The sequence below is a fragment of the Woeseia sp. D3-10 genome (assembly GCF_055809415.1).
This window is the reverse complement of sequence record NZ_JBVVTW010000007.1, coordinates 3,252,422-3,266,484: the sequence shown is the minus strand read 5'-3', so window position 1 is coordinate 3,266,484 and position 14,063 is coordinate 3,252,422. Positions and strand designations below refer to the sequence as shown.

The 14,063-nt window shown below is 57.6% G+C and carries 15 protein-coding genes; 5 read left to right on the top strand and 10 right to left on the bottom strand.

From position 1 onward, the window contains the following. Positions 1–25: 25 nt before the first annotated feature. From AC0L8N_RS14925 to AC0L8N_RS14910, 4 genes are read right to left on the bottom strand one after another with little or no spacing between them, the layout of a single operon-like run. Entirely contained in the window at positions 26–1,315 is a 1,290-nt protein-coding gene (locus AC0L8N_RS14925) for a protein kinase domain-containing protein (protein ID WP_473668572.1), read from the bottom strand. A gap of 52 nt (positions 1,316–1,367) precedes the next feature. After that, positions 1,368–2,549 (bottom strand): acetyl-CoA C-acyltransferase, encoded by a 1,182-nt coding sequence (locus AC0L8N_RS14920; protein ID WP_473668570.1) that lies wholly within the window; start codon positions 2,547–2,549, stop codon positions 1,368–1,370. 31 nt (positions 2,550–2,580) lie between these two features. Further along, a complete protein-coding gene (locus tag AC0L8N_RS14915; protein WP_473668568.1) occupies positions 2,581–3,504 on the bottom strand; it encodes an SDR family NAD(P)-dependent oxidoreductase in 924 nt (307 codons plus the stop codon). Positions 3,505–3,523: 19 nt separating this feature from the next. Further along, positions 3,524–3,988, bottom strand: a complete 465-nt coding sequence (locus AC0L8N_RS14910; protein WP_473668566.1) for a MaoC family dehydratase — start codon at positions 3,986–3,988, stop codon at positions 3,524–3,526. Positions 3,989–4,154: 166 nt separating this feature from the next. Here AC0L8N_RS14910 and AC0L8N_RS14905 point away from each other — a divergent pair, with 166 nt between their 5' ends. From AC0L8N_RS14905 to AC0L8N_RS14895, 3 genes are read left to right on the top strand one after another with little or no spacing between them, the layout of a single operon-like run. Continuing rightward, positions 4,155–4,937 (top strand): UDP-2,3-diacylglucosamine diphosphatase, encoded by a 783-nt coding sequence (locus tag AC0L8N_RS14905; protein ID WP_473668564.1) that lies wholly within the window; start codon positions 4,155–4,157, stop codon positions 4,935–4,937. Further along, on the top strand, positions 4,915–5,103 hold the full coding sequence (locus tag AC0L8N_RS14900) for a hypothetical protein (RefSeq protein WP_473668562.1): 189 nt from the start codon (positions 4,915–4,917) through the stop codon (positions 5,101–5,103). The genes AC0L8N_RS14905 and AC0L8N_RS14900 overlap by 23 nt, the downstream gene beginning before the upstream one ends. A gap of 54 nt (positions 5,104–5,157) precedes the next feature. Beyond that, a complete protein-coding gene (locus tag AC0L8N_RS14895; RefSeq protein WP_473668561.1) occupies positions 5,158–5,544 on the top strand; it encodes a diacylglycerol kinase in 387 nt (128 codons plus the stop codon). Here AC0L8N_RS14895 and AC0L8N_RS14890 read toward each other — a convergent pair. Beyond that, on the bottom strand, positions 5,541–6,062 hold the full coding sequence (locus AC0L8N_RS14890) for a phosphatase PAP2 family protein (RefSeq protein ID WP_473668559.1): 522 nt from the start codon (positions 6,060–6,062) through the stop codon (positions 5,541–5,543). The genes AC0L8N_RS14895 and AC0L8N_RS14890 overlap by 4 nt on opposite strands. 155 nt (positions 6,063–6,217) lie before the next feature. Between AC0L8N_RS14890 and AC0L8N_RS14885 the strand changes: the two genes are divergently transcribed. Next, a complete protein-coding gene (locus AC0L8N_RS14885; RefSeq protein WP_473668557.1) occupies positions 6,218–7,267 on the top strand; it encodes a glycosyltransferase family 4 protein in 1,050 nt (349 codons plus the stop codon). Here the strand turns inward: AC0L8N_RS14885 and glpK are convergent. Genes glpK through AC0L8N_RS14870 form a run of 3 tightly spaced genes read right to left on the bottom strand, consistent with a single transcriptional unit; the run spans position 7,232 to position 11,146 of the window. Next, a complete protein-coding gene (glpK, locus tag AC0L8N_RS14880) occupies positions 7,232–8,716 on the bottom strand; it encodes a glycerol kinase GlpK (RefSeq protein WP_473668555.1) in 1,485 nt (494 codons plus the stop codon). The two genes, AC0L8N_RS14885 and glpK, sit on opposite strands and share 36 nt — an antisense overlap. After that, positions 8,709–9,224, bottom strand: a complete 516-nt coding sequence (locus AC0L8N_RS14875) for a thioesterase family protein (RefSeq protein ID WP_473668553.1) — start codon at positions 9,222–9,224, stop codon at positions 8,709–8,711. The genes glpK and AC0L8N_RS14875 overlap by 8 nt, the downstream gene beginning before the upstream one ends. A 2-nt stretch (positions 9,225–9,226) precedes the next feature. Further along, entirely contained in the window at positions 9,227–11,146 is a 1,920-nt protein-coding gene (locus tag AC0L8N_RS14870) for an acetoacetate--CoA ligase (RefSeq protein WP_473668551.1), read from the bottom strand. Positions 11,147–11,422: 276 nt separating this feature from the next. Here AC0L8N_RS14870 and AC0L8N_RS14865 point away from each other — a divergent pair, with 276 nt between their 5' ends. Then, positions 11,423–12,004, top strand: coding sequence for a peroxiredoxin family protein (locus AC0L8N_RS14865; RefSeq protein WP_473668549.1), 582 nt, complete (start codon positions 11,423–11,425; stop codon positions 12,002–12,004). Between the two features lie 91 nt (positions 12,005–12,095). Here the strand turns inward: AC0L8N_RS14865 and AC0L8N_RS14860 are convergent, their stop codons facing one another. Beyond that, positions 12,096–13,169: a Leu/Phe/Val dehydrogenase gene (locus AC0L8N_RS14860; protein WP_473668547.1), complete on the bottom strand. Its 1,074-nt coding sequence runs from the start codon at positions 13,167–13,169 to the stop codon at positions 12,096–12,098. A gap of 148 nt (positions 13,170–13,317) precedes the next feature. Beyond that, entirely contained in the window at positions 13,318–14,013 is a 696-nt protein-coding gene (locus AC0L8N_RS14855; protein WP_473668545.1) for a DUF2461 domain-containing protein, read from the bottom strand. Between the last annotated feature and the right edge of the window lie 50 nt (positions 14,014–14,063).

Sequence of the window (14,063 nt, the reverse complement as noted above, 5' to 3'; positions counted from 1 at the left end):
CCATGGGATCACGCCCGTAGCAAAACTATTCACTGCCTACCGGTTCTCTGCACCAGGCACAGAAGTTCCAGAAGTCGTCGCAAATTCCCGAGTGGCAGGCACTGCAGGTAGCCTTGCTGCCTTCTATTTTCCAGGGCCGTTTAACTTTCGTGCGGCACCAGGGGCAGTAGCGCATGAACGGCATCAGCGGTTCCCGGCATCGCGTGTTCCCGCATCGCGCTGTGTAGCGCTTATCGGGATAGTGCCGGTTGGTTTCTGTTTCGAAACCCGGACCGTAGCACCACGCGCAATAATCCCAATCCAGTTTTACGCCGCGCTCGCAGCGCGGACAGTGAGCGGGCATACGCGTTGTGCAGCCGCGCGCCGGGTTATCGAAACCACACCAGGGACACGCTTGCATGCTTTCCGCGACCGGACCTTCGCAACGCCGACACTGGTGAGTGGTCTCCAGCGTCTTGCGATAGCGGCGCTGAAACTCGCGCCAGCGAATCTGCCGCCACGACGTCCCCTGCTTTGATGACGATTTCGGGCTGGCCTTGCGCTGCCGCCGCGCGCGCGTCTGCAGCTTGTCGAAAGCCTCGTACATCTCTATGGCATCGGCATAGCGTTCCGCCGGATCAATGCGCAACGCTTTTTTCAAGAACTCGGCAAACTCCGGTCGGAACCGCGCTTTCAGCTTGTCGTGACCCAGCAATGGCCATTCGTACGGCCATTCCGGCAGCTTGCCACTGAACATTCGGTACAGGACCAGCCCGACCGAAAACACGTCCGATTGAAACTTCGGTCGACCCATCGCCTGCTCAGGTGCAATGTAATCGATAGTCCCGGAGCCCGATGCTTTCAGAGTGCGCACGCTGATTTTTGCAAAGCCGAAATCGGCAAGCTTCAACGTGTTGTCGGCGAACAGTATGTAGTTCTCCGGCTTGATGTCGCAGTGAATAATGTTGTGTTCATGAGCATGCGCGACCGAGACCAGTGCCTGCTCAGCCAGGTCCAACGCGCGCGCTGTGGATATACGCCGCTCCAGGCGGTCGCCAAGGGACTCTTCCCCCAAGTCCATTGCGATAACAAAGTGCTCGTCAATGTAACTGGCATTTTGTACCGCGAGAATATTCGGGTGCTTCAGTCGGGTAGCGACCTGGACTTCGTGCAGGAAGTCCTCGTGTGATGTTCCGTGATGATCTTTCTTTGGGATCTTCAGGGCAACGCGGCATTTGTGAATAGTGTCAAACGCCCGATAGACATCCGCCAGCGGGCCGCTGGCGATGCGTCCAAGTATCCGGTATTTGCCGAGCTTCTGGCGAGCGCGAAACAAGAGTCAGTCAATCCCTGCAATGCAAAGAGAGAAAATACCGCGTCGCCCCCAACTACACAATCTCGAACAAACCTGCGGCGCCCATGCCACCACCGATGCACATGGTGCAGACAACGAATTTCGCCTTCCGTCGTTTACCTTCGATCAAGGCGTGGCCGACCATCCTCGCACCGGACATCCCGTAAGGATGTCCAATCGATATTGCCCCGCCGTTTACGTTGAGGAGTTCATCGGGAATGCCGAGCTTGTCACGGCAATAAAGCACCTGAACCGCAAACGCTTCGTTAAGCTCCCACAAACCGATGTCGTCCATCGTGAGCCCGGCGCTCTTCAGCAATTTGGGCACAGCAAACACAGGGCCTATGCCCATCTCGTCCGGATTGGTGCCGGCGACTGACATGCCGCGGTAAATGCCCAGCGGTTCAAGGCCGCGCTTCTCTGCCATCCGGCTGTCCATCACCACCGCCGCCGACGCGCCGTCTGACAACTGGCTCGCGTTGCCGGCAGTAATAACGCCACCCTCGAAGACAGGCTTCAAGCCCTGCAAAGCCTCCAGCGTCGTTTGCGGGCGATTGCCTTCATCGCGCTCCAGCGTGACCTCGTTAAACGAAATTTCCTTGGTTTCTTTGTCCATCGTGCCCATCGTCGTCGTAACCGGCACTATCTCGTCGTCAAACAGGCCCGCCTCCTGCGCGGCCGCTGTTCGCTGCTGGCTCTGCAACGCGTATTCGTCTTGCCGGTCACGCGAGATACCGTAACGTTTCGCAACCACCTCGGCGGTTTCCAGCATGCTCATGTAAATATCCGGCGCGGCTGCCAGCGTGTTCGGGTCTTTGATGCGGTGCTGATTGTAGTGCTCGTTCTGCACCAGGCTGATCGATTCAACGCCGCCGCCTATAACCGCGTGCATACCGTCATCCAGAATCTGCTTCGCTGCGGTCGCAATCGCCATCATGCCGGACGAGCACTGCCGATCGATGGTCATGCCAGCCACACTCGTTGGCAGCCCGGCGGTCAGACTGGCCTGTCGCGCCACGTTCAGACCGGTCGTGCCCTGCTGCATCGCACAGCCCAGTATCACGTCATCGACCAGTTCGCCTTCGATGCCTGCACGCGCAAGCGCCTCGCGTATTGCATGGGACGCGAGTGTCGGCCCGTCGGTATTATTAAAAACGCCGCGATAAGCACGACCTATGCCTGTACGGGCAGTTGAAACGATGACAGCTTCTTTCACAGCATTCTCCGGATCAGGGGACGTCGAATTTCTAGCCGTCCAGTTTAATACCAAGGGCCGCAGCCGCTTTTGAAAGAAACTTCATTGTTTGCTCGCCACCGGCTTTGAGCTCCACCTGGCCTTCAGTGTCCGCAATCTGCGCCCATGCGGCTGCCACGTGATCGGCATCGCGTTGATCATCGGGAAGAAACACCCCTGGCGTTTCCTGAACAACCACGCGCGAAAACACACCGGCACCGGCAGCGATGATCTGCCGTGTCGGTGCATCCTTACTGGCCATGAAGACCACGGCAGGCGTAACCGATTCAGGCTGCAACAGCGCGAGCACGTCCGGAGGCATGAGGTCTTCAGTCATTCGTGTCGCGGCAATCGGCGCAAGTGCATTGACATGAATGCCGTACTTCAGCCCTTCAATAGCCAGCGAATTCATGAAACCTACGAGCCCCATCTTGGCGGTGCCGTAGTTGGTCTGGCCGAAATTGCCGTAAATACCGCTGGACGATGACGTCATCACAATGCGGCCGTACTGTTGTTTCCGCATCTGCTCCCAAACAGCTTTGGTGCAGTTCACCGAACCGCCTACGTGCACGTCCATAACCATGTTGAAATTTTCGAGGTCCATCTTTGCGAACGTCTTGTCGCGCAGGATGCCGGCGTTGTTTACCAACACATCTATTCGACCCCATCGAGAAACAACATCTCTGACCATCGCGTCGACTTCCGCGTAGTTTGCGACGTTCGCACCATTGGACATTGCAGAACCACCGGCTGCCTCAATCTCCGTTACGACTGCCCGCGCCGCGTCGCTCGAACCACCGCTTCCATCCCGCGAACCTCCCAGGTCGTTTACAACTACGCGCGCGCCACGCCGGGCAAACTCCAGAGCGTGACAGCGGCCCAGCCCGTTGCCGGCACCGGTCACAATTACTACCTGCTCGTCGAATCGAATGGTCACTGGCTGTTCCTTTTTCGCTTTAATTTTTACCGCATATAAACAAGGAAAGAATATCGGCCATCAAAGCCGGCGTTTCTGATCCTTTGATTTCTATTGTCATACGTGTGGTCATTAACACGTGCCCCGGTTTCTTCTCGCGGACGGCGAGCAAGCGGGCGACACAGCGTATTTCGCCGTTCACTTTAACAGGCTCGAGGAAGCGGACCTTATCTGTGCCGTAATTGACCGCCATCTGCACATCAAGAGGTGCAATTCCGCATTCACCCAGGAAATAGGAAATCAACGACAAGGTCAGATACCCATGGGCGATGGTTGTGCCGAAAGGGGTCAAGGCCGCCTTCTGCGGATCCACGTGAATGAATTGATGATCCAGAGTGGCATCGGCGAAGGCATTGATTTGTTGTTGATCAATCTTCAGCCAATCCGACGGCGGCAGATCCTTACCGATATAGCCATCTAGTTCTTCGCGAGAGACCGTTAGCATTTTGCCCGCCCCATCCAAAATTGCAGTGTAACCGATATACCTGTGAATCGGAGTTCAACCACAAGTCCACTGACACAAGACCGTCATCGTTCTGTAAGCCTTTGGTCAACAACGACCTTTAACGTGCCGCTCATGCTTAGCAACTATTTGACCGAGGGCGCCGGAAATGACCTGTAGCCTGCGAACCCTGTGGCTTTCCGACATTCACCTTGGTACGCCCGCCTGCCGTTCCGCGGATCTCGCCAAATTCCTGCTCAATGTCAGGGCCGAGCGGATCTACCTGACCGGTGACATCATCGATCTTGAAAGGCTGAAGCAAAAGCCGGTCTTTCCCGAACACCACTGGCAACTGGTCACTCAGTTCTTGCACCTGGCGCGCAGCGGCACGGAAGTCATCTATATTCCGGGCAATCACGATTTTCAGTTTCGTGAGCTGGCCGGGCAAACGATTTGCGGCGTTCGAATTGCGCTGGAAGCGATGCACACGACGGCAGCCAACGAGCGCTTGCTAACCGTACACGGCGATTGCCTTGATTCGCAGACCCGTGCCGGCACCAGCCTGGAACAATTTGGTGCCGCCGCCTATCGCTGGCTGGTCGATGCTGATGCAAAAATCAATCAAATTCGCGGCAAACTGGGACGCGACTATGCGCCTATCGCGTCCCGCATCAAGTTGCGACTCAAGGCGGCCAATCAGTACATAGAACGCTTTGAACAAACTGCTGCGCGTTACGCTCGCGCACGCGGCGCCGATGGCATCGTTTGCGGCCATATCCACAAGCCTGCTCTGCGCATACTCGATGGCGTCCGTTACGCCAACGATGGCGACTGGGTTGAACACCGCACGGCGGTCGCCGAGGACATGAACGGCAAACTGCAGTTGCTGAGCTGGCGGTCCGGCTCATTACACACTCTGGAGAAAGACGATGATAAAGCGCTGGCTGCCTGACCCTGGAACGACATTCCAGACTCAAGGTTTGAACTGTGACGCCCTGGCTGAACAACAGGCACAACTGTTGTCACGTTGCTGGGATGACAACGCGTCGTACGACGCCAACCTCGCCACGATCGGTTACTGGCTGTCGGAATCCAAACACGAACCGACCTCCTTTTAACCCCCGCAGATCGATCCCGGGCCATCCGGCCCACACTCTGAACTGGAAACCCGCATGGCAAAACCCGGTCACACCGGCTTGCGCCGGATTATTCACGCTGCTCATTTTTCGGCACTGGGTCTGCAACAGGCCTGGCGCCACGAAGCGGCCTTCCGGCAGGAGCTGGCATTGGCTGCCGTCCTTTGCCCGATCGCTGTTTGGTTGGGCGAAAGTCCGCTGGAAACGCTGTTGCTGATTGCTCCGCTGATTTTGTTACTGATCGTTGAATTGCTTAACTCGGCTGTGGAGGCAGTCGTGGATCGCGTTGGCCATGAGCATCACGCCCTGTCCGGCCGCGCCAAAGACATGGGCTCAGCCGCTGTACTGCTGAGCGTTGGCCTGTTGATCGCTGTCTGGGCGACTGTCCTGTTGCCCGACCTGCTTCAGGCTTCGCCCGTTTAGAAACCAATAGCAACTACGGCCAACAGTGCGCCGATAACCGCTCCGGCCAATACGTCTGTTGGGTAATGCAGTCCGAGGACAATCCGCGAAGCAGCGACCAGCAAAGCAAACGGCACAACCACGATCGCAACCGCCGGCTCATAGTCGCAAAACAAAATACTGAAGCTGACGGCGTGCAAAGTATGCCCGGAAGGAAAACTGTAGCGATCCAGCGGTGCCGTACCGCAGGCGATCCCGGCATGCGCTATGTAGGGTCGCTCGCGAACTAGGCGGTTCTTGAGACTCCGGTAGATGACAAGGCCAACCGCGGCTGTTAGCAACGCCCTTAATAAGAACACTCCGACATTGTCTGATTGGGCCAGCACAAACACAGTCGCCAGTGCGAACCAGAAATAACCGTCCCCGAGTTTGCTGACCACGGCAAATACGTTTTGAATTGCGGAATGTCGACACAGGCGATTCACGCGCACGCACAAATCTATTTCTAAACGATCAATGTTTTGCAGCAAGGCTGACATGGCCTTTCCTCGTACCAGAAACAGCCCGCAGTTTTTCCTTTTTTCGCGACACAGCAATGACGGCCTTATGAATTTTTCGTGAACGCCAGTCAGGTAACGTCACGTTCATCAACACGTAACCCGGCATTCACAATTCTCGCGGAATATGCCGCGGCATGCGTATAGCCATTGCAACCGACGCCTGGCAGCCACAAGTCAACGGCGTAGTAACGACATTGACCCGAACTCGTGACGAGCTGATCAAAATGGGACATGACGTTCTCATGGTGACGCCGGAGGGTCGGCGCACGGTACCGTGCCCGAGCTACCCGGAGATTCGCCTTTCACTGTTCCCGCGCCGCAGCGTTGCGCGCGAACTAAGTGCCTTTGCGCCGGAGTGCATTCATATAGCAACAGAAGGCCCTCTCGGCATGGCGGCGCGGCGCTACTGCCTGTCGAACGGACTGCCCTACACCAGTTCCTACCACACGCAGTTTCCTGAATACGTGCGCGCGCGCGTACCGATTCCGGTCCGCTGGACCTATGCGTGGCTACGACGCCATCATCGTTACTCGCAGGCGATCCTGGTGCCCACCCCGACTGTGCAAAGGCAGCTTATCGAGCGCGGCTTCGAACGCGTTCACGTCTGGTCACGGGGTGTCGATACCGAGGTATTCAAACCCGACGCGCCGCACGACTTCGGACTCCCGCGGCCTATCTGGATCAATGTCGGCCGGGTATCGGTTGAGAAAAACATCGAAGCGTTCCTTAACCTAAAACTGCCGGGCAGCAAAGTCATCGTTGGTGATGGGCCGGACAAAAAGCGGCTCGAGGCCTTGTATCCCGATTGCCATTTCGTCGGCTATCGTTTTGGTGACGAACTGGCGTCCTGCCTTGCCGGCGCCGATGTCTTCGTATTCCCCAGTCGAACCGACACGTTCGGTCTCGTGATGCTGGAAGCCATGGCCTGCGGATTACCCGTGGCAGCCTTCCCTGTTACCGGTCCCGTGGACGTGGTCGATGACGGGGTTACGGGCGTTCTGGACGAAGACCTTGGTCGCGCTGGCGAGCATGCGCTATTGCTCGATGGCGAGGCGTGTCTGCGACAGGCAAGAGCGAAGAGCTGGCAGGCAGCAACGAATCAGTTTGCCGAGCGCCTGGCGCCCTGCACGAGCACGCCCACGGATGTATCAGTCAATAGTGCGCACCCGGGCAACCGCGTCTAGCCAACCCGCATACAATTCGTCGCGTCGTTGCTCGTCCATGTTGACGGCGAACACCGCATCGCTTTTCCACAGTGCCGCGACTTCGTCCAGCGACGAATAGAGTCCGCACGACAAACCAGCGAGCAACGCGGCACCGAGTACGGTGGACTCCACGTTCTGCGGGCGTTCTACATTGATGCCGATAACATCGGCCAGGAATTGCAGGAACCAATCATTCTCGGCCATTCCGCCATCCACGCGTATGCCGGCCGGATCAATGCCGTCCTCGGCCATCGCCCGCATCAGATCGCGTGTCTGGTAAGCAACGGCCTGTACGGTCGCCGTTACGATTTCATCTTTTGTGCTACCTCGCGACAGACCCAGAATAGCCCCGCGTGCATCGGCGTCCCAGTAAGGCGCGCCCAGACCGGCGAAAGCCGGTACAACATGAACACTCTCAACGATGCTGCAACGGTTCGCGATCGCCTCACTGTCGGCGGCAGACTCGATGATGCCCAGTTCATCCCGTAACCATTGCATTGCCGAGCCCGCGACGAAAATACTGCCTTCGAGGGCGTACGTTACTTTTCCCTGCAAGCGCCAGGCGACCGTCGTAAGCAGCCGGTTCTGCGAGGCGACCGCTTTGTCGCCCGTATTGGTTATAACGAAACAGCCGGTCCCGTAAGTGCTCTTGACCATGCCATCGCTGAACCCGGCCTGCCCAATCAGTGCCGCCTGCTGATCACCCGCCATCGCGCGCACCGGTACTTCCATGCCAAATGCCGCAGCATCCGTCATGCCGAAATCGTCGGCGCAGTCTTTAACCTCGGGTAACAGCGAGGCCGGAATGCGCAGCAGTTTGAGCAGTTCCTCGTCCCACTGTTGAGTATGAATATTGAACAGCAATGTACGTGATGCGTTGCTCGCATCCGTTGCATGAACGCGACCGTTCGTCAGTCGCCAAAGCAGGAAACAATCAATCGTACCGAAAGCAAGTTTGCCGGCTTCCGCCTGCTGGCGAGCGCCGGGCACATTGTCGAGTATCCAGGTGAGCTTGGTACCGGAGAAGTACGGATCAAGACGCAGACCGGTCTTGGCAATCACCATCGGCTCGGCGCCGTCATGGCGCATATCGGCACATTGCGGCGCCGTGCGCCGGTCCTGCCAGACGATTGCCTTGTACACCGGTTTGCCGCTTTCACGATCCCAGACAACGGTGGATTCACGTTGATTGGTAATGCCGAGCGCTGCAATGTCTGTCGCCGCAATTTGACTCTTGGCCAGCGCGTCGCGCGACACCGCCTGCACGGACTGCCATATCTCCTCGGCATCGTGTTCGACCCAGCCCGACTGAGGGTAGTACTGCCGAAACTCCTTTTGCGCGCTGCTCAGTACGTTCGCCTGACCGTCAAAGACAACCGTACGGCTGCTGCTGGTGCCTTGGTCGATCGCGAGCAGGTAGCTAGCCATTGATCAGTTCCTGGTTGGCGAATATCGGTCGCTTGACGTGCATGGTCTTGCCTGCCTCCGCAGGGAGCGGCAAGTCGCCCTGCTCGGACACCAGTGCCGCCAGTTCCCGCAGTGTTTTTTCCGGCCACGGGCTCACACGCCGGGTGTCCAGGTTGACGTGCAGGTTCATCCATTCACCGGTTGCCGCGAGAAAGCCTTCGTCGGCGTGATACATCCGTTGCAACTGGTGAATGCGCTTTTCATCGTAGGCGAGCAACTGGCTGGTCACGACATAGCGTTCACCTTCTTTCAACTCGCGTTGCCAGGTGACGTGGTTTTCTACCGCGAATGTTGAACCGCGGGTCGTCGCAATGTACTCGTCAGTTATTCCCAGTCGGGCCCAGAGGTCATCGACTGCCCGATCAAAGATCAGAACGTAATAGGCAACGTTCATGTGACCGTTCACATCTATCCAGTCCGGAATGACCACCCCTTCGGACACTGTTACGCCTATTCGATCGTCAGTCATCATCAATCCTTCAGCTCAGCGAGATCGCGAAAATGTTCGAGCGCTTCCGGGTTCGCGAGCGCATCGGTGTTGCGAACCGGTTTGTTGTGCACAACGGAACGCACCGCCAGTTCAACGATCTTGCCGCTGATCGTTCGTGGAATTGCAGGCACCGCGACAATCTTCGCCGGCACGTGGCGTGGCGTTGTGTTGGCGCGAATAGTCGTGCGAATTTTCTGTTGCAGATCATCGGTCAGAGTCACGTCCGCACGCAATACAACGAAGAGTATCACCCGTACATCGTCATCCCAGTCCTGCCCTATCGCTATACACTCAAGGACCTCCTCGAGTTTCTCGACCTGCCGATAAATCTCCGCCGTGCCTATGCGCACGCCACCGGGATTCAGTACCGCATCCGAACGACCGTGAATGACGACGCCTCCGTCAGTGGTCATCTCCGCGAAGTCGCCTTGCGCCCAGATGCCGGGGTAGCGTTCGAAGTACGCCGCCCGATAACGCGAGCCATCCGTATCGTTCCAGAAACCAACCGGCACCGATGGGAAAGCCTGTTTGCACACCAGCTCGCCATTCTGTTCGCGTATCGACTGGCCGTTGTCATCGAAGATATCCACGTCCATGCCCAGACCGGCGCACTGTATTTCGCCGCGGCGCACAGGCAGCACGGGGTTGCCAAGGACAAAGCAGCTGATGATGTCGGTGCCACCCGCTATGGACGCCAGCTGGACATCGGCACTTACTGACTCATAAACGTAGTCGAAACTGGCCGGCGCCAGCGGCGAGCCTGTCGACAGCACGCTGCGCACGTGCTGCAAATCGAATTCAGCGCCCGGCAGCACGCCTGCCTTTTCCTGGGCGGCCAGGTATTTCGCGCTGGTGCCAAACACCGTGACTTTTTCCTCGGCGACAATCTGCCACAGTATGCGGCCCTCATTGGCGAACGGCGCACCATCAAACAAGACCAGCGTGGCACCGGTTGCGAGTCCGCTTGCCAACCAGTTCCACATCATCCAGCCGCAGGTAGTGAAGTAGAAAAGTCGGTCATTGGCATCAAGGTCGCCATGCAACACATGTTCTTTCAGGTGTTGCAGCAGGGTTCCACCGTGGCCGTGCACGATACATTTGGGCGCGCCGGTGGTACCTGACGAGTACATGATAAACAGCGGATGCGCGAACGGCAGCGGCACAAACTCCAGCGGCTCGGAGCGTGCTGCAAAATCGTCCCAGTGACGGAGCGCTGGGTGGTCACCCAGCTGCCATTCGCGATGGGTAAATGAAACAACGACAGCAACTTCGATACTGTCGACCCGGTCCAATACCTGCTGCGCCGTTGCGAGCGAATCGTACGTCTTGCCGTTATACATATAGCCATCGGCACAGAACATTACTTTCGGTGCAATCTGCCCGAAACGATCGACGACGCCGTTGGCACCGAAATCCGGGGAGCACGACGACCAGATCGCGCCCATGCTGCTCGCGGCCAGCATCGCAATAATCGCTTCAGGGCAATTCGGCAGATAGCCCGCAACGCGGTCTCCTCGGGTAACGCCGACATCTTTAAGACCGGTTGCCACCGCCGCCACTCTGGACCGCAGTTCGTCGAAACTGATTTCCTGCCGCTCGCCCCGTTCGCCGCGAAAAATCAGTGCAGCTTGTTTACCGCTGTGACGCAGCAAATGTTCGGCGTAGTTGAGCGTCGCGCCCGGAAACCAGCGCGCCGACAACATATCGCCGGATTGTTCGAGGACTGCATCCGCAACATTGTGAAAATTGACGTTGCTGTAGCTGGCCAGGGACGCCCAGAAGGCCGCTGGATCGCGCACCGACCACGCATGCAACGCCTGATAGTCATTGCACTCGTGTTGCCGCATAAACTGCTGCATCGCGCTATCCGAATTCCGCGGCTCCCACAATACGCCCCTCATACCTGCCTCCGACCAGCTGAATGAGGGCCGCATTATGCATTGGCGGCCCGAATTATTCATGCGAGCAGACACTCGTCGATTACGCTAAGGCTTGAAATCAGCCATTCGCGGCACCACATTTCGCGTTACTGGCAAGACCCGTTTCGGGCAAGCGACCTCAAAGTGTATTCACTCATCGTGCGTGACCGACGGCAGAAGCAGCTGCCGGGCCGGTGGTGCCTACCATAGCGGTGCGGTAGCCTGCGGGTTCTGCTCCCTCCACGAAAAGGAAGCGTTTTGATTATCTACATCGCTGTATTTCTGCTATTGGCAGTTATTGCTGCAGGCTGGTTCTTGCACACGAACCTGCGCGGCAAGCCGTCGCCACTGGCGCTGCAACCCGGACAATCGTTACCCGCATTCAACGCGGTCGACGAGAATGGGCAAACCGTCAGCACCGGCGATCTGGCGGGTAAGCCAGCGGTTATATTGTTCGTACGTGGCAACTGGTGCCCGTTTTGTACGCGCCAGGTCGAAGGCCTCACCGCGTACTACAAGCAAATTAACGAACTCGACGCCCGTTTGATTTTCATCACGCCGGAACCGCTCAGCACCACCCGCCATGTCGCGGACATATTCGGCGTACAGTTCGAGTTTTGGCTAGACCCCGATCTCGCGGTCGCCCGGCAACTTGGCCTTGTGCACACGGCTGGCGTGCCGGGCAAACACCGCCAGCAATACGGCACTGACACAGTCTGGCCAACGTCGCTGATTGTCAGGGCTGACGGGGTGATCAGTTACGTCACGCAATCGCGGCACATTACGGACCGTCCGGATCCGAAAGACCTGTTTCTGGAACTTAAGAAAGCGATTGCCTGAGGCGCGGCCAGGGCCCGCCTTTGAACCGGCGACCAGTACTCGCTACTCGTCGAGTATTGGCAGTGGCTGTCTGCAAGCGGCGGTAATGACGTTATTGCGGATTTTGATCCCTCTGCGTCTTTGCTTCGGCAATCTTTCGTCGTGCCTGGGTATCCGCGATTTCATTGGTCGGCAAACCGGAATCCTGTGCTTCCTGAAAAATACCGGTCAACCTCGGCCCGATCGCCGCGACCCGGTTCATGACTTCGTCTTCGTCTACGTCGCCGTAGAACTCACTGGCCACATTGATAATGCCACCGCCGTTGATCACGTAGTCGGGCGCGTACAGAATGTCCGCGTCCATCAGTCGGCGACCGTCAGCATCGGTCTGTAATTGATTGTTCGCGCCACCGGCGACGATGCTGCTCTTGATGCCAGGAATGCTCTGCTCGTTTAACACCGCACCGAGCGCACAGGGCGCAATGACATCCACGTCCTGAAACAGAATCTGATCCAACGCTGCCGGCTTCGCGCCAAATTCATCAACAACCCGGTTGATCCGCGCCGGGTCGATATCTGCCACGACCAGTTTCGCACCGGCCTCGGCGAGGTGCGCACATAGAAAGTGACCGACATTACCGACGCCCTGAACGGCCACGGTCAAGCCACGCAGTGTGTCGTTACCCAGCTTGAACTTAACTGCCGCCTCGATCCCCTTGAAAATACCAAAGGCTGTTTTCGGCGACGGGTCGCCGCCAGCATGACCGGCTTTTTTCGGCAGGCCGGAAACGAAACGGGTACGCCGGGCAATCTTTTCCATCACGGCGACGCTCATGCCGACATCTTCGGCCGTCACATAGCTGCCCTGAAAAGAGTCGACAAAATCGCCGAACCTCTCATAGAGCGCGTCAGTACCCGCAAAATCCTCGGTCTTGAGTATGACCGCTTTGCCACCGCCGAAACGCAGATCGGCCAGGGCGTTCTTGTAGCTCATGCCGCGAGAGAGCCGCAAAACGTCATACAGCGCATCGGTATCGGAGGCGTAGTTCCACAAGCGGCAACCGCCAGCTGCAGGTCCAAGGGCCGTTGAGTGGATCGCGATTATTGCACTCAAGCCCGTTGCCGCGTCGCGGCAAAAGGTCACTTGTTCGTGGTCATCAAAGGCCGGGTTACTGAAGGCAGACATGGCGTTCCTTCTGTTACTTTGGATTACAGACAGTGTCCTGATTGCAGACCCAGTGCGGCGCGTGAATTCTAGCACCCGCTATCAGCGAGATCACAGCCGATGCGTGACCGTGGTCGACTAGGCTGACGGTGCGATCGGGCGTTGATTGCTAGTATCGCAAGTCCATCGACTTGCACAGGAAGGTCATGAACGGAGCGGCCGTCCTGAACAATACCGTAACCTGCCGTAGGAAATCCGGCTCGAGTATGTCTTCGTGAGACAACTCGCTTATGGCAATGAAGTCTTTCCGGCGCAGATCCGTAAGCAATGGATGATCGCTGGAGTAGCCGCGCGGCGGCCGCACAAGGCTTTCGCCGCTGAGCTCATATTGCCGCCTGAACGCGGGCTTGTCGCGAGCGCTTAGCCACTCGTCCGCTTTGTCATCGATGCGTGCACGGATCTTCGCGAGAGCCGGGGCCGCCGGCCGCCACATACCGGCACCGACGAACACCCGTTGCGGATCAATGTGAAGATAGAAGCCAGGTGCATGCACGTCTTTGGCCAGTTCGTGCCGAAACTGTATGCCGATATTGGTTTTGTACGGCGTTTTGTCCTTGCCGAAGCGCGTATCCCGGTAGACCCGCATCAAGGAACCGCCCATGCGCTTGGGCACCGCCTGAAAATACGGCGAGATCTTCTCGAGTGGCGCTTGCATGGCCTGTATGAAAGCCAGCGACTTGTCGAGCACGTCTGATTCGTAACGCGACTTGTTCTCGTTGAACCAGTCACGCGTGTTATTGCGCGAAAGCTCCTCCAGAAACTGCAGAGTCTGCTTATCGAAATAGCTGCTGTTCTGTTTCGCCATTGATCACATCATCCTGAACCATCGTCATTGGGAACCGGCCATCGGGCCAC